Source organism: Neobacillus sp. (assembly GCF_031988165.1).
GTDB classification, from domain to species: domain Bacteria; phylum Bacillota; class Bacilli; order Bacillales; family Cytobacillaceae; genus Neobacillus; species Neobacillus rhizosphaerae.
In genome coordinates, this window is record NZ_DALZYO010000047.1 from 1 (window position 1) to 23,811 (window position 23,811).

Consider the following 23,811-nt stretch of genomic DNA (forward strand, 5'->3'; position numbering starts at 1 on the left):
TTTCACTTTAACTGGTTAAAGTGATTCATTTTTGCGGCGCTCCGCCCCTTTTCCAAAGAAAAAGCCTGCTCCAAAAGGAACTGACTTAAAAAAGACTAATTTGGATCCTTGTATTTTAATGCCCGCTCACTGTCTCCATAGCCTTTTGTGGTTGGGTCTTGTACAATTCCGAGCATGGACAACAAAATCAATACAGCATTAACGAATGTTAATATAGAATTATGGATTGCATCCGTAATCTGGAAATTAACTAAACCCAATGAATGTAAACCTGCCAACCCCATTTGGGCAACAATTAAGAGCTGTGAAATAAACGCGATAACCCAATTTCGGTTTTTGAAGCGAATCTTCCAGTTAATCATTTCCTCATCCCCTTCTCATATGTTAAATGATCTCTCTATTAACATATGTTTGAACGAGAAATGGTTGTCCACGACTATCACTGGTTTCTATTTAATTATTAAACTTCTCTTCGCATCGCTTTAAGCACATCCACTTTCGTTGCTCGTTGTGCTGGGCGGAATCCTGATATGATTGTCACTCCAAAACAAATCACAATACAAATAAGCGGTAAAATGAGTGGAATGTCACTAAATATTAAGTCAATTTGTGATTCCTTGCCAAATGCCTTTTTAATGATTAATGGAATTGCAAAATTAACCGTATAACTAATCCCATATGAAACTACTGTTCCGATAAGAGCACCAATCAATCCTATATAACTGCTTTCAAGCAAAAATATTCTCTTTATGGTTTTCGGATTCGCACCGATTGCTTTCATGATGCCAATATCTGGCGCGCGTTCTGTTACCGCCATCGTCATTGTATTATAAATTCCAATCGAGGCAATAAGGATCGCGATTGTCCCAATAAAAATGAGTCCCGCCTTCGCAATCATAAACACCATATTGACTTCCTTCAATTCATTCACAACAGAATAGGTACCGTATTTCTTTTCCGTTAATTTGTCAGAAATACTTTGGACGGCTTCCATATTTTTCGCATAAATCTTTACTTCATCATAGGAATTTTCCTGCGCCTTAAATTCCGCGGGAACTGTACTATTTTCATCTAGCAGCAACCCTTTTGGCGTCCCAGTAAAATTCTCAATTTCCGTTAACATCTCATCAGCAATAAAGACAGTTCTATCCTCTGCCCACTCCCTTGTTGGCTTTTTAGTAATCCCAACAACCGTTAATGGAATCTTTTTTTCCACTTGTTTCCCATCTTTGTTTTGTCTAACCGTTAATTCAAGTTTCTGGCCAATTAATTTGCCAGAGTAACGGTACTCTGCCTTTATATGCCCCTTTTTATCATATATATCGCCTGGAGCATCCTTTGAAGCGAGATTTAGCGGGAAATTGTAACCAACCACTATTTCATCCTTCCCTTTCGGAAGTCTGCCCTCTGACAATTCAAACCCTGCTTTGACTTCTGATGGGAAGTTCGTGACATAAGTTTGCGCTGATTCTTGGTAACTCCCAATTATATAGGTGCTTTCCTGCTGTAACATTTTCCGTCTATTTACTGCTTTAACATCCTTAACTTTCTCAAACAGTTGAATATCCGTTTCGTTTAAAGGTCGAAAACCATCTTGGTTATTAAGTTCTTTCCCGTGAACATCAATTTGCGTGATAACCCGTTGTTCGGTTATTTCCTTGACAACCGATTTCTGTAAGCCAAAGCCAACTGAGGCAAGAACGATTAGGAAAGCACAGCCCATTGCAGTTGCCAGGATTGTCATAAAAACGCGTGTTTTATTTTTCTTCATATTTTGGCGCACAAAGCGGAATTGATCTTTTAATTGCATAAACTCGCCACCTCCTCAACAATAAGGCCGTCCCTTAATTCAATTGTGCGATGACCAATCTCTGCCACTTTATCATCATGAGTAATAATCAAAAATGTGATTCCCAAATCCCGATTCAATTCCTTGATGAATTTCAGCAGCTCTGCCTCTGTTTCACTATCAAGACTGCCTGTAGGTTCATCCGCAAGGATAATCGGCGGATTGACAATCAAGGCACGGGCGATACTGACCCGCTGCTGCTGACCACCAGAGAGTTCCCCTGGATAATGGTCTTGGTATTCCAGTAAGCCCACCTTCTTCAGCATTTCCTCCGTTTTCTTTTTCCGTTCTCGGTCATTTATACCTTTTAATATTAACGGGAGCTCCACATTTTGAAAGGCAGTCATACTTGGAATCAATTGAAAGCTTTGAAAAATGAATCCAAGGTTTTTAATGCGGAAATCAGCAAATTTCGTTTCATTCAGGTCAGAAACCTTTTCTTCTCTTATCCAGATTTCCCCTTCTTTAGGATGAATAAAGCCACTGACTAAATTTAATAGTGTCGATTTTCCCGATCCGCTTCTTCCAACAATCGTTACAATTTCCCCTTTTCCAACCGTTAAAGTGATATCCCTAAGTACTGGTATAATCGTCTGTCTACCTTTTTTTCCAATCACAAAATCATGACTTAAATTTTTTATCGTAATCATAATTTCCTCCTACTTCCACTTACTTCACCCTAATAGACGAAGCTTGTTTCAGTAACCCCTACATTTTTCTAAATTTTATTCGCCATTTTCTTCAACAAATAGTTAAACGGTATCAGTAGTAAAAATAATAAGGGTAGGGGATAATAATAGAAAAAAACCCTTTTGTTGGTCTTTTTCGATAAGAAAACTTATAATAAATGAATTGAATAATCCTTTATTGAAAGTAAGGAGATATAATGGGCAAGCTACATCAATTTTGGGAAATAATCATCCGTTTTTGGAAAAAGAAACACCTCACACAAATATTTCTATTAATCATCCTAGTCGTTGTGCTGGCGGTGATCCTTTATTTTGCCTGGCTCGCAACACGAGCAAATGTTCAATCGTTGCAGGAGGGTTTAAGCCAGCCAACCGTTATTTATGACAAGAATGGGAAAGTTGCCAGCAATGTTGCGACCAATCGGACGAAGGGCGTGAAAATCGCTGAATTGCCGAAGTATGTACCAAATGCTGTGGTGGCAATTGAAGATGAACGCTTTTATGAGCATGGCGGCTTTGATATTAAGGGAATTGCTCGGGCCTTTTTCGGTAATATATTTTCGGGAAGGATTACAGGAGGCGGCAGTACACTAACACAGCAACTTACGAAAAATGCTCTTCTCTCCCCGGAACGTACTTATAAGCGAAAAGCCGAAGAATTATTTTTAGCGGTTAAAATCGAGAAGGTTTATTCAAAAGATGAGATTCTGCAAATGTATCTCAATCAAGTTTATTTCGGAAGCGGGTCCTGGGGAATCGGTAATGCCTCCAAAAAATACTTTAACAAAGATATTAAGGATGTTACTGTTAGTGAAGCAGCGATGCTGGCAGGACTTCTACACGCGCCGAATTATCTTGATCCTTATAATAATTATGACTTAGCAGTGAAACGCCGCAATGTCGTCTTAGGAAAGATGAAGGAACTCGGGTTTATTTCTGCCACAGAGTACAACACAGCGAAGAAAGAAACAATTCGCCTTGATGATGGCGGTGGCAGTTACGTCGAACGGAAATATCCCTATTATGTCGATGCCGTGTTAAATGAGGCAATAAATAAATATGGATTAACTCAGGATGAGATTTTAACAAGAGGATACCGGATTTATACGGAATTGGATTCCAACCTACAAGATGGCCTAGAAACGGTTTATCGGAATAACTCCTTGTTCCCACAAGGAAAAGGAAATACATTAGTCCAAAGCGGCTCTGTGTTAATGGATCCTGCTTCCGGCGGTGTACGTGCCCTTGTAGGCGGCCGCGGTGAGCATGTTTTCCGTGGCTTTAACCGGGCCACGCAATTACAGGCCCAACCTGGGTCAACGATAAAACCACTGGTTGTATATACACCGGCTCTTGAAAATGGTTACAAATATTCATCAGAACTTGTCGATGAACCAACAACGTTCGGAAATTACAAACCAGAAAATTTTTCAAAAACGTACCAGGGTAAGGTACCGATGTATAAGGCGCTGGAGGACTCATTAAATATTCCTGCTGTCTGGCTGCTAAATGAGGTTGGCTTAAACAAGGGTCTGGATTCATTAAATCGTTTTGGCATTCCCGTTGAAAAAACAGACAAAAACTTAGCCATTGCTCTTGGTGGGATGAGTAAGGGGGTTTCGCCACTGCAAATGGCCAATGCTTTTTCCGTTTTCCCAAATGGCGGGACACGACAGGATAGCCATCTGATTACAAAAATTGTCGGACCGACTGGGAACATTATTTCCGAACGAAAAGCAAAAACGACAAAGGTAACTTCGCAAAAAGTAACGGGCGAAATGACCTCAATGCTGCTTAACGTCGTTGAAACAGGCACAGGAAAACGCGCCCATATTCCAGGGATACAAATTGCTGGAAAAACAGGGTCGACCCAGCTGCCATTTAACAAGGTAAATGGGACTAAGGATCAATGGATGGTCGGATACACGCCCAACATTGTGGGAGCTGTTTGGATTGGTTATGATAAAACGGACCAAGAGCACTACCTGCCCAGCTCAAGCTCGGCCAATGTGGTACCGATTTTCAAAGAAATCATGAAGGAGTCAATACGGTACCTTCCAAAAGAAAACTTTGAAACAGCATCGATTAATGCTCAGTTAGCTGGCGATGTAAAGCCGGAGAAAAGCATTCAGGAGCAGGCAAAGGAAATAAGTAAAGAATTAAATAAAAATGCTCAAAAGCTTGGTTCGACGATAAAAGAAAAAGCCCCAGGGTGGAAAAAGGGCTTGGATAAGGTGTTATTTACGATCGGCAAAACGGTTGATTCATTGGTTGAAAAAGTTAAAAGTCTTAAAGAATAGCACGCCCTTGTTGCGCGCTATTCTTTTTTTCTGTAAGTTTCCAATCTGGACTTTTTACTTTTTACTTTTTACTTTTTACTTCTTATTATTTGTACGGAATGAAAAAAATCCCCTGCCATCTTCATTAATTTATCTTCTTGATCAGGGTAATAAATGACAATAAAGCATGTAGCTGGACCCGATGATTTTGAAACATCTACATTAGTCATAACCATTTCCTTTGAAAACTCTTTATTAGAAAACATCTGATTCAGCTCAAATAAGATTCCTTTAGAGCCAACAGGCCAAATCTTCACATTATTACCTAAACTTATCTCGTGAAAAATAGAAAGCGGGACAACATGTTCATTTTGATCAATCACTTCGTTTCCAACAAGAGGCATCCCTACTACTGCTATTTTCATTTGTTCAGCGTAAACCATCTCTGTAGGTTGTACAAAAGACTTTTTCCCGATAACAACCAAGCCCACCGCAGATTGTAATAGGGGAAAATTACTTTCCGTACTGCCCGTAATAACCACATTATTTAAATCTAGTTCGAACAACCCTTTTTGTACTCCCCTTACAAGCTCATCCCATGGTTCATTTCCGCAAAAATTATGGAGCACGACAGAAAGGGGCTGTCCACCAGCCGCGATACATTCCATGACCGCCACTCTAAAGGAATAATAAGCAACCGTTTCGTATGGTACATGAACTGAATCCTGACCTTTCATCCCAATGGCTCCGCTATTATCACAAGCGATAATGAGCGAGTCCTCTCCTTTAAAGGGAATGGTTATAATATCCCTCATTGTTTTGCCTCTCTTTTAAATAAACCATGTGCGACCAGTGAAGTTAGACGTGGAATAGATACCATAGCGATACCTGTATTTAGGATCGAACCGATTAACAGTGAAGGGACAATGGCCAAATAAAAACCTTTATTCATTAAAAAAATAAATGGTAATGGGGCCACAAAAGAATTCCCTAGAATAAAAAGCGAACTAGCTATAAGTTTCTTGTTATTTTTATACAGAATTCCAAAAATCCAAACGAGGGCAGCCATTTCTACAGCAATAAGAAAATGCATGGGTCCTAATGGGAAACCGCCTAGCATCGCCGAAATTAGATGTCCAAATGCGCCCACAATCGCTCCAGCAACTCCACCAAATAAGGCCGCTGCCAATAGAGCTGGAAATACATCCAAGGCTACACTGCCAACAATAGCTGGTATCTTAATCATCGCTCCAACAGCAGACAATGCGGTTAACATCGCCAGCCAACTTACCATTTTTCCCCTTATCCTACTTTTCATCCTTACGCTTCCCATCCCTAAATACTTTCGCACTGCGCACATATTCTACGTCACTGACATTTAGTCGATAGTTTATGATCCTAGCCAACGCAAAGAAATAATCAGATAGACGGTTTAGGTACATTAATGCTAAGTCAGGAGTTTTCGGGTCAGTCTTCACAAGCTTCACCACTAATCTTTCCGCTCTTCTCGTAACTGTTCTAGCAATATGAATAGTTGCTGATGGCTTTGTTCCTCCAGGTAAAATAAAACGTTCTAGCTCCGGTGCCTCTTCAATATATTCATCTATTTTTTGTTCCAGGTAATCAATCGATTCTTGATGAAGCTTTAATTCCCGTTTTTCAGACACATTGGCAAGATCGCCTCCACAATCGAATAATTCATGTTGGATTTTTTCAAGATCATCTAATATATCCTTAAATATTTCCAGATCAAGCTCGGTGATCGCTTGACCAACAAAGCAATTCACTTCATCGACTGTTCCATACGCTTCTACTCTCGTGTCATCTTTGTCTACCCTTCCACCAATAATACTTGTTTTTCCTTTGTCACCAGTTCTAGTGTAAATTCTCATTGCTATTATCCCCCTTATTTAATATTTTGGCTTAATCCATACCAAATGACATCGACTTTATCTGATTTTGCTGCCATATCTTGATATGCCCAGCCTGTTACATCCCGCCATACTCTATTTTCTACTTCCAATGGAACAATTCCTTTTGTAATATCGGTCCCTATTACAACCAATTTGCGATTAACCCCTGCTTTCTCCCAAGTAAGCCAATTTTCTTTACACCTGTTCCAGATTTCACGAGAATGGTTGACATCATAGTTCTTCGTTAAATCTTTCAACCATAATTCTACACCCTCTAAGATGATTACTGGTTCTTCAATATCCATTAAATTTGTCGGGAGTGAATCGTGATTATATGCTGATAGCCAATAAGCTTGCATACTATCTTGATAAGTCTTTTTTACCCATGCTCTTTTACCGTTAAAGGCACCTCCAATAATAAAGTGCATCGTTCACCCCTCCTTAACACGGTTCGATCAAAAATAAGTTCGAACCCATGATTATGCTGTATCTGCCAGCTCCAAAATTCTTTCTGTTCAGGTGCAAATTTAGATAAAAGATATCTGATTACTCCACCATGCGAAATAACCGCACAACTCTGCAAGTTTTGAGAAATAACGTCATGGGTAATCCTATCCCAACCAACTTGAACTCGCTTGCTGAACTGATGAAAAGATTCTCCAGCTGGGGGACAATTATCAACAGGATCTGACAGCCATTGACGATAGCGACGATTTTCTCTTAGGTCGTCGTAAGTTTTCCCTTCCCATTTGCCAAAATTCATTTCCCTTAATTCTTCTAATAGAACCAGCTTAGTTTTAGGAAATAATATATCCGATGTACGAATACATCTTTGCAAATCACTAGAAAAATAGCGCTCATATCTTTTTGTTGTCGACAATTCTTTTGATTCAGCACAAAGGGGAGAATCATTCCAGCCTAAATAAGCTTTTCGTTTATTTTCTTCTGTTACACCATGACGAAATAATGCAATAACCACACGGTCATCCACAATATTAACTCAGTCCCTTCTACAGAAGCTCCTAATACATCTCCCGTAATCCCGCCAAACCATTTCACTGCTTTACGACGGCAAAAGTATAAACAACAGGCAGCAACTAAAATCAATAATCCTACAAGCAAAAATTCTTTATTTAATAAGATAACTAAAAATAGAAAACCTAAAAGGTACACTGGATAGATCCAAAGTACTTGCGGTTTTGCCGCACTTTGGAATAACGAACCCAAGCCTTCATTTTTGGCCGACTTAACCGTTAACAACAGTACACCCATTACACTCTTACTCAAAAAAGGAATCCCAGCAATAAAGATATATGTTACGTATTCGACATTCAGCGTACTCTCATAGATAAAAAGAAATCTACAGCTTAATAAAACAATGATGGATAAAACGCCAAATGCACCCGTTCGAGGATCCTTCATTATTTCAAGTCTTTTCTCTTGATCTTGATAGGCAAAATAAGCATCACTCGCATCCATCCAACCATCTAGATGGATTCCTCCTGTAAGGAATATCGTTGCCAGCCAAAGCAAGAAGGCAGATGCTAGATGAGAAAAAGGTGTTAGCTCTTGAAACACATAAAATAGAGATAAATAGATGACCCCTTGTAATAATCCTAATAGAGGAAAAGCTTGCACTGCCTTTCTTAGATGTTGCTGATCCATCGGTAATTCAAGGTGAATAGGTATTGCTGTGAAAAATTGAAGGTTTATCAAGAATCCTTTTATGAATCTTCTCATCTTGTACTCCATTGATTGATTATGTCTTTTAACAAATCCCATTTTAGATGGTTTTTCATTTGGGAAGCTAGAAAATCAAATCTTTTATCTTTAAAGTCTTTAATATAAGTGGGTTCTTGAACAGGAATTCCTTTTCTTTTCCGAATCATGTTTAACCAGTGACTTCTCCACTCATCATTATGAAATAAATGATGTAGATACGTCCCAATGATTTGGCCGTCGTTTGCGAAATAACCTTCTTCTTCCCCATTGTCTAATATTAAAAACGAACATCCCTTGTTAGAAAAAACGGTTTTACCTAAATGAATCTCATACCCTTCTAACTTCTGGTTGTTGGGCAATCTAGTGTCTTTGTGATACTTGCCAATAACTCGATTTGTTTCTTTTTCTTTATAGAAAGTGGTTATCGCAGGAATACATCCTAATCCCGACACCGTGGAGGCCAACTTTCCAGTATCAGAACCATCTACATCAATCAATTCCTCACCAAGTATTTGATATCCACCACAAATGCCAACTACATGTCCGCCAGTCTTGGCATGTTGTAGGATGAGGATATCTAACTGCTTATCTCTTAAGTTTTTCAAATCGCTAATTGTACTTTTTGTACCAGGAATGATAATGGCATCTGGCTGTCCAAAGTCACTAGCATGATTGACCCAGCGTAGCGAAACATCTTCTTCATATAAGAATGGTTCCAAGTCACTGTAATTTGAAATATAAGGTAGATGGATGACTGCAATATCAAGAGTCCCCTTTTTCTTGGTTAAAAATTGAGAGCGGAGGGATAATGAATCCTCTCCATCGATCATATGATTCTCCATAAATGGCAATACACCTAATACGGGGATTCCTGTTCTCTTTTCCAGCCACTCGATTCCATCTTCAAATAAAGTGATATCTCCGCGGAATTTATTGATAATCAACCCTACGACTCTTTTCCTTTCTTTAGGCTCCAACAGATCAAGGGTGCCAACAATACTCGCAAATACTCCACCACGATCAATATCAGCTACAAGCACAACAGGAACATCCGCCAGTTCAGCTACCATCATGTTGACAATTTCCCGATCCTTTAAATTGATTTCAACGGGGCTGCCTGCTCCCTCAATCACCGCTACCTCGAAATGTTCCTCAAGATGATCAAGAGATTTCTTAATCACTTCTATCCCCTTTTCATAAAATTGTTCCCGATATTCACGCCCCGAATAAGTCTCGATCGCTTTTCCTAAATAAACTACCTCAGCGTTCTGATTAGAACGCGGCTTTAATAAAATGGGATTCATCCATACTGTTGGCTCAAGTCTAGCAGCTTCAGCTTGGATTCCTTGTGCTCTGCCGATCTCTTTTCCGTCTACCGTAACGTAGGAATTATTAGACATATTTTGTGATTTGAAGGGGGTTACTTTTATACCCTCATTGGCAAGAATTCGGCACATGGCCGTAACAATTAGACTTTTTCCGACATCCGAAGCAGTGCCCTGAATCATAACTCCTTTCATTGCCTCACACCCTTCATAACAATTGGAATCCCCGCTTCCACTAAAAAAGCTTGATCCGCTTCTTCAACTAAAACCTGATGGATCTGTCCCAGCAAGCGACCATATAAAAATACGAGATCATTTCCCAGTAATGACTCATTTAAAACTTCATTACTAACGACAATCATTGTTCCTGCTCGATTTTTTATCGAAATGATCCCTGTAATAATTTTTTCTTTAACCGTTTCTAAAAAAGAATCATTCCACGTTTGCTCAGTAGAAAACAGTTCATTATTTAATAGTGTTGTCACACAATCTAATAAAATGATATCCCCACTAGAAAAAGTTTCGTCAAGCATACCAATTTGAACAGACTGTTCGATCGTTTTCCATTGGTATGTCCCAGCTTCTCTATCGCTCTGGTGCTTTTCAATTCGTTCCTGCATTTCTGAATCAGAAGGAACTCCCGTTGCAATGTAATATAGTGGTCCCCCTGATTGGCTTGCTAACTCTAAAGCTAGCCTTTCTGCCAGGCTGCTTTTTCCGCTTCTTACACCTCCAGTAATGAAGATTAATGATGATGACGCCATTCCGCTAACACCTCCATTAAATGATTATTTTCTTCACTGCCTTTGATAGCAAAACGAAGCCATCTTCCCTCCAAACCTGGAAAATTAAATGTATGTCGAGGAACGATAGCATTATGAAGTAGAAATTCAAACAATTTATACTGATCATGTAAAAATGGATCTCGCAATAAATAGAAATTAACTTTGGAAGAAGAAACAACAAATTCCTTTTGTTTAAAAAAATCAAAGATCCTTTTCCGCTCATTATTAATATATTCCTGTGTCCCCTTAATAAAAGATTCATTTTCTAAGCATAACTCACCTGCTCTTAATGCAATGGTATTAATACTCCAATGCGACTGGAGTTGGCTAAGCATTAAAATAGTATCAGGTTGAGCGACCAAATATCCTAAGCGAATGCCCGGAATCGCAAACATTTTTGTCAACGATCGAATAATAATTAAATTTGAAAACTTGTTTATGTATGGAATGAATGAGTCATATTCTATTAAAAAATCAAAAAATGCTTCATCTAAAATAACGAGACAATTGTGCATCTCACATTCCTCGATTAACGATAAAATCGTTGAACTAGGATATTGAATACCTGTTGGATTATTCGGATTGCAAAGGAACATTGCATCGACATGCCCTAGTTTAGCACGCAATTCATCAAGATTTAATTCGAAATGAGGCTCACATAGTTGATGATACAGAACTTCACATTTGTTTGCCTGACAGGATTTTTCATATTCCGAAAAGGTTGGCTGTACCAATAATACCCTTTTTCCTGCAAGCATTCGTGCAACCAAGGTAATAAGCTCTGCTCCCCCATTTCCAATCAAAATAGAATCTACAGGAACCTGTTCCAGGTTTTCGATCCTTTTTTTAAGCTGGATAGCATAGGGATCTGGATAAACGAAAATTTCTTGATAAAATTCCATCCATTTTTCTTTCAAAATAGGAGGTGGACCAAGAGGATTGATATTTGCGCTAAAATCATTATAATGCTTTGGGAGCGAAAGCCCCATTGCCTCATATAGGTACTGAGGATTAGAGCCATGTGAAGGCCAAATCAAAGAGCATTCCTCCGATCCATAATAATAGTAAAAATAAAAATACTGTTTTTGCTAAAATGAAATTCGCCTTTATGATGTGTTCCGCCTGAATCGGATATATGGGTTCACCCATTTTTGCTCGGTTCGAAACCACCCCTTTGTAATAGTTCCTGCCGCCAAGCTGAATCCCTAAAATAGCAGCAACAGCAGCTTCTCCCCAGCCGCTGTTTGGGCTCGGATGCTTTTTCGCATCTCGGAACATGATCTCCCAAGCTTTTCGATAACTCCCACATTCTGGACGTTTTCCTAACAGCATAATGATTCCTGTTAGACGGCTTGGGATCCAATTCATCACATCATCCCATTTAGCAGATGCCCAGCCAAACTCTTTATATCTTTCGTTTACATACCCAACCATTGAATCACAAGTATTGGTTGCCCGATAGACCATAGCGAGGGGAGCTCCTCCGATTAGTGCCCAAAATAAAGGGGCCGTCACTCCGTCACTCGTATTTTCTGCAACAGTCTCAATCGTTCCCCTCGCTATCTCACTTTCGTCAAGGTTATCAGTATCACGGCCAACAATATAGGATAATTTCTTTCTTGCTTGGACTAGGTTTCCTGATTTTAACGGTTGATAGACCTCGAGAGAAGCTTTCTTCAAGCTTCTTTGGGCGATTGATGTAGAAATAATGATACTTTCTACCAATATTCCAATAAAAGGATGAATCTTATACCCTATAAATACTACAAGGAACACAATGGAAAAAATAAACAGTAAAATAAAAAGGAGCATCGCAACCCCTTTCCATCTTTTAAATTTCCTTTGATTCCATCGCTTCTCTAAAAATGTTATTATCGATCCAATCCATCTTACAGGATGAGGCCAATTAGGGGGATCTCCGATAAGCAAATCAATTATATAAGCAAATGTAATCGAGATAAGGTGATAGACAATCATGTTTTTTTCCTTTGTTGAGATTTTTGAATCGCTTTAGTGGTGCACTGATAGACAGCTTTACTAATAAGCTTTCCTAGAGGAGTAATCGTGCCGGCAAAGTCTAACAGTTTTCCCGTTTGAGAAGCTGCAATCAAAATACTATCTGTTGAGGTACCAGTAGCAATGGTTCCTGTGACTTCATCTAACACCTTGAGATCATGCATTGCCTTTACCTTTGCTTCAGTTGCTGTCATAATACTTTGAATAAATGCTTCCTCCGTTAGCTCACCGTTAACGAAAATCCAGGTATTAATCGTACCAGGAGTCAATTGAAGTGAATGCTCCTCACTTTTCGAAGCATCAATCGCATTTCCAACCCCCGCTGTGACAACAACAAATATCGAGAAGTTGCTTTGTTCGAGCAGTTGGTACTCCACATCCTCAAGCCATACCGCTGTCATCATTCCCACCGTCTCTGATGGTTCAAACCCCTTTGATTTTAAAAAGGAAGCCATTTCCACCCGATGATCATCACAATTATAGTCCTTACTAACATGACGATTGACAAAAGATTGATGCCAGCCTGTACCCGAGCCAACCACACCAGAAGACATTGTTCTTAATGGGGCTGGGGACCTTAAGTCAATGAACTCATTCGAAACATGTAACATGGTCTCATTAATTTCAATAACTTTTGTTCCTCTATTCACTTCGGGTAGTAACACCATTTGTGGTGCTGCTACCTTTGGATGGGGGTGTTTTTGAATTTTTGTATGATATACGTCTCTTATTCGATCCTCTCTAAGAACCTCATTTGGAATATGATTGATGTTGATGGTTCCTTTTTCCAGCAGGAGTAATCGATCACAATAAAGTCCAGCAAGATTTAAATCATGGAAAATCGAGATCACCGTTAATCCATTTTCTGTCGTCCATAATTTTAAAAGATCTAGAAGTTCTTTTTGATACGATAGATCTAAGTGATTTGTTGGTTCATCTAAAAGAAGAATTTCAGGCTTCTGGGCCAAGGCTTGAGCAAGAAATACCCTTTGTTTTTCACCGCCAGATAACTCTTGAATATTTTTATTTTGAAATGAAGATATTCCGGTCTGGTCCATGACACTTTGAACAATGTCCTCATCCTCTTTCGACCAAGTCTGAAACCAGCCTTTTTGATGAGCATATCTTCCAAGTGATACGGTTTCTTTAACCGTATAGGAAAAAGACTGTGAAGAATGCTGGGAAAGAACGGCAACCATTTGGGCTAGCTGTTTGATCCCATATTCCTGAAGCCTTTTTCCACGAATTAAAATCTCACCTTGTTGAAATGGCAGGATACCACTAATCATTTTTAACAGGGTTGTTTTTCCACTTCCATTTGGTCCTAAAACCCCGAACAATTCACCTTGTTCCACTTGAAAAGAAATGTCCTTTAAAATAGCTTCACCTGAGTAACCACCTGAAACCTGTTGAACGCTAAGCACTTTCTATCCACTTCTTTCCATCCTTTTTCTTTGTAGTAGGATTAATGCAAATACTGGTGCACCAATTAAAGCGGTAATCACCCCAATTGGCAATTCTGTTGGAGAAATAATCGTTCGGGACAGGAGATCAGCTAGAATTAAGAATCCGCTTCCCGTTAAAATGGATAGTGGAAGAAGATGCCGATGATCGGGTCCCCATATTATTCTTGAAAGGTGGGGAATAACAAGCCCAACAAAACCGATCGTTCCGGAAACGGCAACCGCAGCTCCTGTTAAAATGGAACCAGCCGTTAAGATGACTAGCTTTCTTTTTTGAACATTTACCCCTAAATGCTGTGCTCTTTCTTCCCCAAATGACACGGCATTTAATTCTTTTGCATTAAAGATAAGTATCGCTGAACCAATGATAAAAAATGGCAAAATGATTTTTATGTATTCCCAACCTCTCATCGATACACTTCCTAAGAGCCAGCCAATAATTTGCCTCAGCTCATCTCCAGTTAGTGCAATCATGAGAGAAATAAGTGCTCCTAAAAAGGAGCTAAAGATGATACCCGTTAATATAATCGTCTCCACTCTCATTGAGCGCTCGATTTTCCGGGCAAAAGCAAGTACTAAAAAGATGGTAAAAAAGGAAAATAGGATACTAAGTAATGGTAATGTGAAGGAACCTATAAATGGGATGGATAGATGAAAAAACAAGGTCAGGACCGCCCCCACTGACGCCCCAGAAGATACACCTAATGTATATGGATCTGCTAACGGGTTTCTTAATAGACCTTGAAAGGCCGCTCCTGAAATTGCAAGAGCTGCCCCAACTAGGCCTGCTAATATTACTCTAGGTAGACGAATATTCAACACAATACTTGAATACATCGGGTCAATAGACCCTAGTGAAATACCCCCAAATAATTTAGCACAAATAATTTGAATAATAGTTACCATCGAAACGTGAACAGATCCTATTGAAATCCCTAATAAAATAGAAATAAACAGAAAAATCCCAGCTACTCCATAAGCAACATACTTATTATTTAAAAATTTCAGGATAGATAGCCTTTGCAAGATCTTCTACTCCTTCAACGACCCTTGGACCTGAGCGAGTTACACGATCAGAATCGACATCGATTACTTGCTTGTTTTTTACAGCATTAACAGTTTCCCAGCCTTTTCTATTTAATACTTGTTCAGCCGGATTTTTTACATAGTACCCATATGTAGTAATGATAACATCGGGATTTCGTTTTATCATTGCTTCTTGATCAATTTTGATCCAGCCTTCTTGATCATTTGCGATATTTTCCGCTTGAATCGAGCTTAACATTTCATCCATAAAAGTCTTCTTTCCAGCGGTATATATGTCTGGAGCGGGCGATACTTCAACCAATACCTTTTTCTTTTCTTTTATTCCCTTCGTCTTTGCGATAATTTCAGCTAGTTTGTCCTTCATTCCTTTGATGATTTCGTCTGCTTTTTTTGTTTCTCCAGTAGCTTTGCCAACCATACTAATGGAATCATACACTTGTTCAAAATTTTGCGCATCATTGACAACAAGCACTGGAATTCCGGCATCTTTTAACTGCTGTAGCCCTTCTTTTGAATTATGGGCGGAAGAGGCATGAGCTAATACTAAATTGGGCTTCAAGGAGATAATTTTTTCCAAATTAATATCTTGTCCGCCAATTTTCTCTTTTTTCGTGACATCTTCAGGATAATTATCATAATCAGAAACACCGACAACTTCTTTCCCTAGACCTAAGGAATAGGCAATTTCCGTATTACTTGGCAACAATGAGACAATCTTTTCAGGCTTCTTTTCTAAAACAACCTGATTACCTAATGCATCTTTTATGGTAACTGGAAAAGTGACTTCCGTTTTTTTCTCAACACTTGCTTTATTACCCTCATTAACTTGATCCTTCTTTTCAGCACAACCTGCTAAAGCTCCTACTGTTAATAATACTATTAACAATAAAGAATACAATTTCTTCATTTTTTCTCCCTGCTTTCTGTTTAAATATAATGACCGTAACAAAAATAAATCCTACTTGTGCCAATAAAAAAACATCTCCATATAACATGAAGATGTTGGTTCGATTAGATTCAATTACTAACATAAAGTAAAAGGAGTCTAGCCTTCAACACCCCCCTATCCTCGTAGGTTTTTTGGCGCACAAGAATTAGGCAGGTTTCCTGGCTCATGATCATCACTTCCTATGTCTTCCCATCTCATTGACAGTGACATTTTATAGGTTGCTCCCATTTACAGTGGCGGGACCGCGTTGGCTTTTAACCAAACTTCCCTTTTAAGCTAAAAATCTTCCAATAAGATTTCAGCACCCAATTTTAATCAATTTTATTTTGTTAATTCTATTATAAAAAAAGTGGAATGGTTTGTATATGTTTTTTGCTTTAATTTAACACTCTATTTAAGTAGGAACTTTTTATATTATTTATTATTTCCAGATTAACCCTTTCCCTGGTGAGGAAACCAAGAAATACCTTCAATTCTGACCAACAATGAATTCTAGGTATTGTGTTTTATTGTTCAATATTTCTGCAAAGGTTAGCCATTTCGATTGCCGCAACTGCTGCATCCCAGCCCTTATTACCTGCCTTAGTTCCGGCACGCTCGATGGCCTGTTCAATCGAATCAGTTGTTAACACTCCAAAAATAATAGGAATGCCACTAGTTAATGCAGTCGTGGAGACTCCCTTTGCCGCTTCATTACATACATAATCAAAATGAGGAGTGGAACCTCGAATGACTGTACCGAGTGTGATAACAGCATCATATTTTTTACTATTGGCCAACTTTTGAGCGATCAATGGAATTTCAAATGCACCTGGAACCCAGGCGATATCAATGTCGGATTCATTGACTCCATGTCTTTTAAGGGCATCCTGCGCACCGCCTAATAATTTACTTGTAATGAATTCGTTAAACCGACCAACCACGATACCTACTTTTAATCCAGATCCTACCAAATTTCCTTCGAAAATATTTCCCATTGTGGAAACCTCCATATACTTATTGTTTAATAATGAAACAAATGACCAAGTTTATCGTGCTTTGTTCTTAAATAATTGGCATTTTCCGTTCTCATTTCCATTTGTAGCGGCACCCGTTCCACTACCTCAAGATCATATCCTTTTAGACCTTTTATTTTTCGTGGGTTATTCGTTAATAACAGCATTTTTTTTATGCCTAAATCCTTCAAAATTTGGGCTCCAATGCCGTATTCTCTTAAATCGGCACCAAAACCAAGCTTTTCATTGGCTTCTACGGTATCATAGCCTTCTTCTTGAAGCTTATAGGCTCTTAGTTTATTTAGCAAACCGATACCACGGCCTTCCTGACGCATATACAACAGGACTCCATTCCCCGCATGATTAATTTGGCTTAAGGCAGCATGGAGCTGTGGTCCGCAATCACAGCGGTACGAACCGAAAACATCACCTGTCAAACATTCTGAGTGAACTCTAACAAGGACAGGAGTTTCAGGATCAATTTCACCCTTCACTAAGGCGACATGCTCTTTTCCGTCAACAAGATTCGAATAACCGACCGCTTTAAAGGTGCCAAATTCTGTAGGTAAATTAATTTCTACTTCTCGTTTAATTAAGTTATCCTTTTTGTTTCTGTATTCAATCAAGTCTTTTATCGTTATCATTTTCACGTTTAGATTATCAGCAATTTTACGAAGCTGAGGAACACGCGCCATCGTACCGTCCTCATTCATGATTTCACAAATGACCCCGGTAGGCTTGGCGCCACATAATTTAGCTAGGTCTACTGCTGCTTCCGTATGTCCTGTTCTTCGCAGCACCCCACCTTTTTTAGCTATAAGCGGAAAAATATGACCAGGTCTTTTAAAATCAGCAGCTTTAGACGCTGGATCCAGCATGCTTAAAACTGTGGCGGAACGTTCAAAGGCAGAAATCCCAGTTGTTGAAAATTTATGGTCAATGCTTACAGTAAAAGCAGTTCCATGTGAATCCGTATTGTTTGAAACCATCGGGAGTAAGTCAAGTTTTTGTGCTAATTCTTCCTCGATAGGAACACATACGAGTCCTCGTCCATAGGTGACCATGAAATTAATCACATCTGGTGAAGTTTTTTCAGCTAGGGCGATAAAGTCCCCTTCATTTTCTCTATCCTCGTCATCGCAAACAATGACAACCTTTCCTTCTTTTAAATCAGTTATGGCTTCATCAATTGTATTAAACACGCCATATCACTCCTCTTTATATTACAAAACCCTGGCTAAACCAAGTTTTTCCGAATTATCGATTATAAAAAGCCGTTTTCTTCTAAAAATTTCGTGGTTATCGCTGTCCTACTTTTTTGCTGATTATCTAATGTCATCTTGTTAAAAAAATGTCCAACGTATTTTCCAATCATGTCACATTCTAAATTGACGATATCCCCGGAACCCTTTAGTCCCAAGACCGTTTCCGACAATGTATGTGGAATTAGTGATATCGTAAAACTATTTTCCGTTACGCCAAAGACAGTAAGGCTTGTCCCATCCACTGCAATGGAACCTTTTAATATCACATACTTTAACAATTCTTCATCGGCTTCAATTGTATAATAAACTGCATTTTCGAAGGCCTGTTTACTTTTAATAACTCCTGTTCCATCGATATGTCCTGAGACGAAATGACCGCCAAACCTTCCACCAGCTGCCATTGCCCTTTCCAAATTAACTTTGGAACCCCGCTTAACCATCTTTAAACTGGTCGCATTGACTGTTTCCGGCATCACATCTACCGTGAAATGATTGCCTGAAAAAGTTGTAACTGTTAGGCATACGCCGTTGACAGCAATGCTGTCTCCAAGATGCACATCTTTAAGGATTTTTTTCGCATCTAATGTAAGAACAAACGACTCACCTGTCCGTTGGATATTCGAGACTACCCCAATTTCCTCAATGATTCCGGTAAACATAATAATTCCTGCTCCTTACTTAGGTTCAGCGATAATTCTTATATCGCTGCCAATCATATCCACCTGTTTAATGTTCAGCAAAACAGCCTCGGCCATTTTTTCAATTCCTTCACCACCGAATAGGGTTGGGGCTAGTTTTCCACCTATTAATTTCGGTGCAATATAGGTAATGATTTGTTGGAAGGCACGTTCCTTTAAAAAACTGCCATGCACTTCTGATCCGCCTTCGACAAAAAGCGAAGTGATTCCCCTTTTTCCTAAAGTCACTAACAGATCTTTAATGATTATCTGCTGTTTTTCCAATTTAATCACTTCAATCCCTATTTCGGTAAACTGTTCTACTCGTTTTTGGTCGACTTCAGCCCCTGTGATAAGCCATGTTGGTGCCAAAAAATCTTTAATTACTTTCGCGTTCTGCGGTGTCCTCAGATGAGTATCCAATATGATCCGAATTGGGTTTTTACCACCTGTCTCAAGCCTTGTCGTCAAGCTGGGATTATCCTGTATTACCGTATTTACACCAACTAAAATCCCGTCATGCTGATGGCGCAATTGATGAACATCACTTCTCGCTTCCTCACCTGTAATCCACATGCTTTCACCGGTTACTGTTGCCGTTTTTCCATCCAAACTGGCAGCAGATTTCAAGGTGACAAAGGGAAGGTTTGTTTGGATGTTATAGAAAAAGGCTTTATTCAGCTCTAGTGCCTGCTGTTGCAGCATTCCAACTTCCACTTCGATTCCTGCCTTTTTCATTCGTTCCATACCTGTACCTGCAACTTGGGGATTTGGATCAGTAGTTGCAACAAATACTTTACGCACACCTGTCTTTATTACCAAATCTGAGCAGGGCGGTGTCTTTCCGAAATGGCTGCATGGCTCGAGTGTTACATACAAGGTTGAATCTTTTGCTTTATCTCCAGCCATTTGAATAGCATGTACCTCTGCATGAGGTTCACCCGCTTTTAAATGTGCCCCCATGCCAATAATTTGATTTTCCTTCACCAGTACGGCACCAACAACGGGATTGGGTGATGTTTGCCCCAACGTGCCTTTGGCAAGATTTAAAGCTAATTTCATGTAGTCGGTATCGTTCATAGTCCTTACTCCCTTAAAAAGGATATAAAAAGACCCTGAAGACAAAAGGTCTTCAGGGTCCTGAAAAAAGACAATAGAAAATTAAGGCTTAAAAATAGGTACAATTCACCCTACCCTTAATCCTGCCTTTTCCTTCTCCCATCCAGACTTTAACTGTCGGTCCTGGAGTTTCACCAGATCCACCGTTTAACAAAATATGTTAACCGGGTCACGGACTAAGAAGCATTGCTTCATCACCGCCGGTTAGGAATTTCACCTGACCCCGAAGGAAATTATTCGAATATACATTTATATGTTATTATACTTAATTCAAACAGTAAAGGGAAATGCACAAAACAAAGCCCTGAAAAGAAGCAAAAAAATAATGGGAGGTGGTACTCCTCCCAAAAATCACATTACTATTAATTAAATTTATTTCTTTCATTGATTATTTTTTTTATAAGACTTTACTGGTAAATATATCTCAAAATACAGGTCACCATTCGCATTTTGGTGTTTATATTTTTCTTTATAGATTTCTAAACTTAATGCATGATGATCCTGTTCATAGCCATACTCTTGCATCCAAGAGAACATTTGTAGGTATGTATTTTCAACTCCATCCAGACTGCCCTTATAGGTAGTGAAAACATAGTTTTTACTGGGAATCGTAAAACCGACCATACCTGCAGGGATTTGACTGATTTTTTCAACTGGTTTGGTTACATAATAGGTAAGCTCCGTTTCCCGGCTGTGAAATGGGGCAATCAAAACTGGTTCATCTGTCTGATATGATACTTCATCAAGACGTTGCTCCATGTTTCTAAAGAGACTCGAAATTGTTCCCAACTGTGAATATGTGCCATTCCAACAAATTCCAACTACATTTATATCTTCTTTTTCGATCACTTGGATATCCAAGCAAATCCCCCCTTTAATCTCTATCTTATTTCTATAATTCTAAAAATATCCCTTAAAATCCTGCAAAGAAAATTCGACTAAATCATCAGTTTTATAATGGCTAAATAATAAAATAACGACAAAAAACATCATTTTACCATAATTTTCCGTAATAACCATTTTTTTAAAATAGTATTAAAATAGATAAAAAAAGCAGCGGAGACATGGTTCCGCTGCTTGAACAATTATTATTTTAGGGTCACTGGGTTTTAAAAATCATTTATGCATTTAGTATTCTTTTTTTAATAGTTAACTAGATTATTTAACTTCTTGCGGTATCGCTAAATTCAAGCCCTTTGCGACTCTCTCACCATACTCAGGATCTGCTTTGTAAAAATGCTGAATCTGACGAAGCTTGATGTCCTCTCTCTCAACTGGCTTCATGGCACCTACGACCGTTTCCACCAACCTTGAGCGCTCCTCTTCTGACATTAAACGATAAAGGTCACCCGCTTGCGTGTAATGGTCGTGCTCATCATAAGCAACCTGTTCAGCCACACCTGTCACCTGGAAGGCTGTTTGCTTATGTTCAGGTGTTTCCTTAGGTCCTCCATAGCTGTTTGGTTCATAATAAACCGAACCGCCGCCATTATTGTCAGACCGCATTGCACCGTCACGTTGATAGTTATTTACTTCCACTTTTGGCCGGTTAATTGGCAGCAAGTTATGATTCGGTCCGACACGATAACGGTGCGCATCAGAATAAGCGAAGATACGACCTTGAAGCATCTTATCAGGAGAAGCCTCAACACCTGGTACCATTGTTCCTGGTGAGAATGTAGCCTGTTCCACCTCTGCAAAATAGTTTTCAGGATTGCGATTAAGCACCATCCGCCCTATCTCTATTAACGGATAATCCTTATGTGACCAGACCTTTGTGACATCAAATGGATCAAAGCGATATGAAAAGGCATCTTCAAATGGCATAATTTGCACATGTAATTTCCATGCTGGGAAGTCGCCCTTATCAATGGCATTAAACAAATCTTCTGTATGATAATCAGGGTTTTCACCTGCTAATTTAGCTGCAACTTCATTCGTCATGTTTTTGACATCTTGTTCTGTTTTAAAGTGGTATTTTACCCAAACAGCTTCTCCGTCAGCATTTACCCATTTAAATGTATGGCTTCCATAACCATTCATATGACGAAGTGTGGCAGGAATCCCACGGTCACCCATTAGGTATGTAACTTGGTGTAAAGATTCAGGTGATAAGGACCAGAAATCCCAGACGGCATTTGGATTTTTCAAATGTGATTTTGGATCTCTTTTTTGCGTATGAATGAAATCAGGGAATTTAATAGCATCACGAATAAAGAAAATAGGAGTGTTATTTCCGACAAGATCATAATTTCCTTCTTCTGTATAAAACTTGACTGAAAATCCACGAGGGTCACGAACAGTATCGGAAGAGCCTAGTTCACCCGCTACTGTTGAGAATCGAATAAACATTGGTGTACGCTTACCAACCCCATTAAACAACTTGGCTTTTGTGTATTTTGACATGTCATTTGTCACTTCGAAGTAACCATGTGCTCCTGCCCCCTTAGCATGCACAACACGCTCAGGCACACGTTCCCTGTTAAAGTGAGCCAATTTCTCAATTAAGTGTACATCTTGAATTAATGTCGGTCCATGCATTCCTGCTGTCATTGAGTTTTGGTTATCACCGACTGGAGCTCCAGTTCCCGTTGTTAAGTGTTTGTTTTCATTACTCACTTCATCACCTCGTAAATTATTTTTTAGAGCCAATAACTAAATTATAATATAAATTTATAAATAATCAATACTAAATTATAATAAATATAAAGTAATATTGTTTATTAAAAAAGACATCTACCACTATAATATAGGTATTAAAAATAAAGGACGTTATTCCAAAATTGCTGAATAACGTCCTAAAAATTTCTATTTAAGTGAATTGTGAAGTCGTGCCCTAGTTGCAGATAGAAAATAGTGGAAGGACATCACCTATCTTTTATTCTACCATGTTTCCGTATTAATTGAAAGTTTAGAATAATACAAAATAAACAATCGTTAAATTTTTCATAGCAGTTTTTTAATGATAAATTTTAATCTGGTGGAAAATAGATTATACTGTATTTAATAAGGTTTAGGAGGATTACAATGAATGATACAAATGAAAAAAAGACAATAGAAGAGCCAAAAAGGAAAATTAGTTTACAGGAAGCTATGAAGCTGCAGCTTGAAAACAAGAAAAACAAAGCAGCGGCAGGAAATTCCGGCTCAAATAATTCACAAACAACCAAACAGATGAAGAGCCAGCAGACGAAAAAAGTGAGTAATTCTCGGAGAAAAATGGGTGTCTAACGGTCAAAATAGAAAAGAAATTCTCCCCGGTGCTTTTGTCAAAATAGTCCTAAAAGCGGATCAAAAAAGTGGCACTCTTACAGCAGGGGTAGTTAAGGATATATTGACCAAATCTAGTTTTCATCCACATGGAATTAAAGTAAGATTAACCAATGGACAAGTTGGCAGAGTCAAAGAGATTCAAAAAAATTAAAAATCGCAAACGCCTCTTTGCCTGCTAACGAAAAAACAGACTCCGAATGATGGAGTCTGTTTTATTCATTGGTCATTATGATTTACGAACGTTTACCGCTTGTGGTCCACGTTGGCCATTTTCGATTTCAAACGTAACCTCTTGACCCTCATCTAAGGACTTGTATCCTTCACTTTGAATTGCCGAGAAGTGAACGAATACATCTTCTCCACCCTCACGCTCAATGAACCCAAAACCTTTTTCACTGTTAAACCATTTTACTTTACCATGTTCCATTTCTTTGTAGCCTCCTAG

General features: G+C 38.9%; 26 protein-coding genes and 2 riboswitches. Of the genes, 3 read left to right on the plus strand and 23 right to left on the minus strand.

What is annotated here, in order from left to right:
- Positions 1–95 precede the first annotated feature (95 nt).
- The 3 genes from RTR43_RS22035 to RTR43_RS22045 form a co-directional block, all read right to left on the minus strand.
- The gene (locus RTR43_RS22035; RefSeq protein ID WP_312475293.1) at positions 96–362 is read right to left on the minus strand and encodes a phage holin; all 267 of its coding nucleotides are present in this window, start codon (positions 360–362) and stop codon (positions 96–98) included.
- Between the two features lie 98 nt (positions 363–460).
- Positions 461–1,810 carry an ABC transporter permease gene (locus tag RTR43_RS22040; protein ID WP_312475295.1) on the minus strand — a complete coding sequence of 450 codons (1,350 nt, stop codon included), beginning with the start codon at positions 1,808–1,810 and terminating at the stop codon, positions 461–463.
- Positions 1,801–2,499 (minus strand): ABC transporter ATP-binding protein, encoded by a 699-nt coding sequence (locus RTR43_RS22045; protein ID WP_312475298.1) that lies wholly within the window; start codon positions 2,497–2,499, stop codon positions 1,801–1,803. Before RTR43_RS22045 ends, RTR43_RS22040 begins: the two co-directional genes overlap by 10 nt.
- 236 nt (positions 2,500–2,735) lie before the next feature.
- Between RTR43_RS22045 and RTR43_RS22050 the strand changes: the two genes are divergently transcribed.
- On the plus strand, positions 2,736–4,838 hold the full coding sequence (locus RTR43_RS22050) for a transglycosylase domain-containing protein (RefSeq protein ID WP_312475300.1): 2,103 nt from the start codon (positions 2,736–2,738) through the stop codon (positions 4,836–4,838).
- Between the two features lie 68 nt (positions 4,839–4,906).
- On the opposite strand, the gene RTR43_RS22055 is transcribed toward RTR43_RS22050, so the two are convergent.
- The 19 genes from RTR43_RS22055 to katA all read right to left on the minus strand — a co-directional run bounded on the left by RTR43_RS22055 (position 4,907) and on the right by katA (position 22,712).
- The gene (locus RTR43_RS22055; RefSeq protein ID WP_312475302.1) at positions 4,907–5,632 is read right to left on the minus strand and encodes an ATP-binding protein; all 726 of its coding nucleotides are present in this window, start codon (positions 5,630–5,632) and stop codon (positions 4,907–4,909) included.
- Positions 5,629–6,135: an ECF transporter S component gene (locus RTR43_RS22060; protein ID WP_312475304.1), complete on the minus strand. Its 507-nt coding sequence runs from the start codon at positions 6,133–6,135 to the stop codon at positions 5,629–5,631. The genes RTR43_RS22055 and RTR43_RS22060 overlap by 4 nt, the downstream gene beginning before the upstream one ends.
- The gene (locus RTR43_RS22065) at positions 6,125–6,709 is read right to left on the minus strand and encodes a cob(I)yrinic acid a,c-diamide adenosyltransferase (protein WP_312475307.1); all 585 of its coding nucleotides are present in this window, start codon (positions 6,707–6,709) and stop codon (positions 6,125–6,127) included. The genes RTR43_RS22060 and RTR43_RS22065 overlap by 11 nt, the downstream gene beginning before the upstream one ends.
- 14 nt (positions 6,710–6,723) lie before the next feature.
- The gene (locus RTR43_RS22070) at positions 6,724–7,158 is read right to left on the minus strand and encodes a bifunctional adenosylcobinamide kinase/adenosylcobinamide-phosphate guanylyltransferase (protein WP_312475310.1); all 435 of its coding nucleotides are present in this window, start codon (positions 7,156–7,158) and stop codon (positions 6,724–6,726) included.
- The gene (locus RTR43_RS22075) at positions 7,110–7,709 is read right to left on the minus strand and encodes a histidine phosphatase family protein (protein ID WP_312475312.1); all 600 of its coding nucleotides are present in this window, start codon (positions 7,707–7,709) and stop codon (positions 7,110–7,112) included. Before RTR43_RS22075 ends, RTR43_RS22070 begins: the two co-directional genes overlap by 49 nt.
- Positions 7,679–8,470 (minus strand): adenosylcobinamide-GDP ribazoletransferase, encoded by a 792-nt coding sequence (gene cobS / locus RTR43_RS22080; RefSeq protein WP_312475314.1) that lies wholly within the window; start codon positions 8,468–8,470, stop codon positions 7,679–7,681. The genes RTR43_RS22075 and cobS overlap by 31 nt, the downstream gene beginning before the upstream one ends.
- Positions 8,467–9,972, minus strand: a complete 1,506-nt coding sequence (locus RTR43_RS22085) for a cobyric acid synthase (RefSeq protein WP_312475316.1) — start codon at positions 9,970–9,972, stop codon at positions 8,467–8,469. The genes cobS and RTR43_RS22085 overlap by 4 nt, the downstream gene beginning before the upstream one ends.
- Positions 9,969–10,541, minus strand: coding sequence for a bifunctional adenosylcobinamide kinase/adenosylcobinamide-phosphate guanylyltransferase (locus RTR43_RS22090; RefSeq protein ID WP_312475318.1), 573 nt, complete (start codon positions 10,539–10,541; stop codon positions 9,969–9,971). Before RTR43_RS22090 ends, RTR43_RS22085 begins: the two co-directional genes overlap by 4 nt.
- Positions 10,523–11,599: a threonine-phosphate decarboxylase CobD gene (gene cobD, locus RTR43_RS22095; protein WP_312475320.1), complete on the minus strand. Its 1,077-nt coding sequence runs from the start codon at positions 11,597–11,599 to the stop codon at positions 10,523–10,525. The genes RTR43_RS22090 and cobD overlap by 19 nt, the downstream gene beginning before the upstream one ends.
- Positions 11,574–12,539: an adenosylcobinamide-phosphate synthase CbiB gene (cbiB, locus tag RTR43_RS22100; RefSeq protein WP_312475323.1), complete on the minus strand. Its 966-nt coding sequence runs from the start codon at positions 12,537–12,539 to the stop codon at positions 11,574–11,576. Before cbiB ends, cobD begins: the two co-directional genes overlap by 26 nt.
- The gene (locus tag RTR43_RS22105; protein WP_312475326.1) at positions 12,536–14,002 is read right to left on the minus strand and encodes an adenosylcobinamide amidohydrolase; all 1,467 of its coding nucleotides are present in this window, start codon (positions 14,000–14,002) and stop codon (positions 12,536–12,538) included. The genes cbiB and RTR43_RS22105 overlap by 4 nt, the downstream gene beginning before the upstream one ends.
- 3 nt (positions 14,003–14,005) lie before the next feature.
- Complete coding sequence (locus tag RTR43_RS22110) at positions 14,006–15,067, minus strand: FecCD family ABC transporter permease (RefSeq protein WP_312475328.1); 1,062 nt, start codon at positions 15,065–15,067, stop codon at positions 14,006–14,008.
- A complete protein-coding gene (locus RTR43_RS22115; protein ID WP_312475330.1) occupies positions 15,033–15,995 on the minus strand; it encodes an ABC transporter substrate-binding protein in 963 nt (320 codons plus the stop codon). The genes RTR43_RS22110 and RTR43_RS22115 overlap by 35 nt, the downstream gene beginning before the upstream one ends.
- A 173-nt stretch (positions 15,996–16,168) precedes the next feature.
- A riboswitch (cobalamin riboswitch) is annotated at positions 16,169–16,361 on the minus strand.
- Between the two features lie 182 nt (positions 16,362–16,543).
- Positions 16,544–17,014: a 6,7-dimethyl-8-ribityllumazine synthase gene (gene ribH / locus RTR43_RS22120; protein WP_312475333.1), complete on the minus strand. Its 471-nt coding sequence runs from the start codon at positions 17,012–17,014 to the stop codon at positions 16,544–16,546.
- 26 nt (positions 17,015–17,040) lie between these two features.
- On the minus strand, positions 17,041–18,234 hold the full coding sequence (locus RTR43_RS22125) for a bifunctional 3,4-dihydroxy-2-butanone-4-phosphate synthase/GTP cyclohydrolase II (RefSeq protein ID WP_312475335.1): 1,194 nt from the start codon (positions 18,232–18,234) through the stop codon (positions 17,041–17,043).
- Positions 18,235–18,296: 62 nt separating this feature from the next.
- Entirely contained in the window at positions 18,297–18,956 is a 660-nt protein-coding gene (ribE, locus tag RTR43_RS22130; RefSeq protein WP_312475339.1) for a riboflavin synthase, read from the minus strand.
- A gap of 15 nt (positions 18,957–18,971) precedes the next feature.
- Entirely contained in the window at positions 18,972–20,054 is a 1,083-nt protein-coding gene (ribD, locus tag RTR43_RS22135) for a bifunctional diaminohydroxyphosphoribosylaminopyrimidine deaminase/5-amino-6-(5-phosphoribosylamino)uracil reductase RibD (RefSeq protein ID WP_312475340.1), read from the minus strand.
- Positions 20,055–20,180: 126 nt separating this feature from the next.
- A riboswitch (FMN riboswitch) is annotated at positions 20,181–20,328 on the minus strand.
- Between the two features lie 146 nt (positions 20,329–20,474).
- Complete coding sequence (locus RTR43_RS22140) at positions 20,475–20,954, minus strand: GyrI-like domain-containing protein (protein WP_312475342.1); 480 nt, start codon at positions 20,952–20,954, stop codon at positions 20,475–20,477.
- 297 nt (positions 20,955–21,251) lie between these two features.
- Positions 21,252–22,712 carry a catalase KatA gene (gene katA / locus RTR43_RS22145; protein WP_312475344.1) on the minus strand — a complete coding sequence of 487 codons (1,461 nt, stop codon included), beginning with the start codon at positions 22,710–22,712 and terminating at the stop codon, positions 21,252–21,254.
- A 408-nt stretch (positions 22,713–23,120) separates the two neighbouring features.
- Between katA and RTR43_RS22150 the strand changes: the two genes are divergently transcribed.
- Together RTR43_RS22150 and RTR43_RS22155 are read left to right on the plus strand one after the other, a co-directional pair.
- The gene (locus RTR43_RS22150; protein WP_248733336.1) at positions 23,121–23,324 is read left to right on the plus strand and encodes a hypothetical protein; all 204 of its coding nucleotides are present in this window, start codon (positions 23,121–23,123) and stop codon (positions 23,322–23,324) included.
- On the plus strand, positions 23,317–23,517 hold the full coding sequence (locus tag RTR43_RS22155) for a YwbE family protein (protein WP_312475347.1): 201 nt from the start codon (positions 23,317–23,319) through the stop codon (positions 23,515–23,517). Before RTR43_RS22150 ends, RTR43_RS22155 begins: the two co-directional genes overlap by 8 nt.
- Positions 23,518–23,592: 75 nt before the next feature.
- Here the strand turns inward: RTR43_RS22155 and RTR43_RS22160 are convergent, their stop codons facing one another.
- Entirely contained in the window at positions 23,593–23,793 is a 201-nt protein-coding gene (locus RTR43_RS22160; protein WP_248733338.1) for a cold-shock protein, read from the minus strand.
- Positions 23,794–23,811: the final 18 nt, after the last annotated feature.

What these genes read in the sequence shown, in the direction of transcription:
- RTR43_RS22035 (WP_312475293.1), bottom strand. Translation starts at nt 362, where the DNA reads ATGATTAACTGGAAGATTCGCTTCAAAAACCGAAATTGGGTTATCGCG.
- RTR43_RS22040 (WP_312475295.1), bottom strand. Translation starts at nt 1,810, where the DNA reads ATGCAATTAAAAGATCAATTCCGCTTTGTGCGCCAAAATATGAAGAAA.
- RTR43_RS22045 (WP_312475298.1), bottom strand. Translation starts at nt 2,499, where the DNA reads ATGATTACGATAAAAAATTTAAGTCATGATTTTGTGATTGGAAAAAAA.
- RTR43_RS22050 (WP_312475300.1), top strand. Translation starts at nt 2,736, where the DNA reads ATGGGCAAGCTACATCAATTTTGGGAAATAATCATCCGTTTTTGGAAA.
- RTR43_RS22055 (WP_312475302.1), bottom strand. Translation starts at nt 5,632, where the DNA reads ATGAGGGATATTATAACCATTCCCTTTAAAGGAGAGGACTCGCTCATT.
- RTR43_RS22060 (WP_312475304.1), bottom strand. Translation starts at nt 6,135, where the DNA reads ATGAAAAGTAGGATAAGGGGAAAAATGGTAAGTTGGCTGGCGATGTTA.
- RTR43_RS22065 (WP_312475307.1), bottom strand. Translation starts at nt 6,709, where the DNA reads ATGAGAATTTACACTAGAACTGGTGACAAAGGAAAAACAAGTATTATT.
- RTR43_RS22070 (WP_312475310.1), bottom strand. Translation starts at nt 7,158, where the DNA reads ATGCACTTTATTATTGGAGGTGCCTTTAACGGTAAAAGAGCATGGGTA.
- cobS (WP_312475314.1), bottom strand. Translation starts at nt 8,470, where the DNA reads ATGAGAAGATTCATAAAAGGATTCTTGATAAACCTTCAATTTTTCACA.
- RTR43_RS22085 (WP_312475316.1), bottom strand. Translation starts at nt 9,972, where the DNA reads ATGAAAGGAGTTATGATTCAGGGCACTGCTTCGGATGTCGGAAAAAGT.
- RTR43_RS22090 (WP_312475318.1), bottom strand. Translation starts at nt 10,541, where the DNA reads ATGGCGTCATCATCATTAATCTTCATTACTGGAGGTGTAAGAAGCGGA.
- cbiB (WP_312475323.1), bottom strand. Translation starts at nt 12,539, where the DNA reads ATGATTGTCTATCACCTTATCTCGATTACATTTGCTTATATAATTGAT.
- RTR43_RS22115 (WP_312475330.1), bottom strand. Translation starts at nt 15,995, where the DNA reads ATGAAGAAATTGTATTCTTTATTGTTAATAGTATTATTAACAGTAGGA.
- ribH (WP_312475333.1), bottom strand. Translation starts at nt 17,014, where the DNA reads ATGGGAAATATTTTCGAAGGAAATTTGGTAGGATCTGGATTAAAAGTA.
- ribE (WP_312475339.1), bottom strand. Translation starts at nt 18,956, where the DNA reads ATGTTTACCGGAATCATTGAGGAAATTGGGGTAGTCTCGAATATCCAA.
- ribD (WP_312475340.1), bottom strand. Translation starts at nt 20,054, where the DNA reads ATGAACGATACCGACTACATGAAATTAGCTTTAAATCTTGCCAAAGGC.
- RTR43_RS22150 (WP_248733336.1), top strand. Translation starts at nt 23,121, where the DNA reads ATGAATGATACAAATGAAAAAAAGACAATAGAAGAGCCAAAAAGGAAA.
- RTR43_RS22160 (WP_248733338.1), bottom strand. Translation starts at nt 23,793, where the DNA reads ATGGAACATGGTAAAGTAAAATGGTTTAACAGTGAAAAAGGTTTTGGG.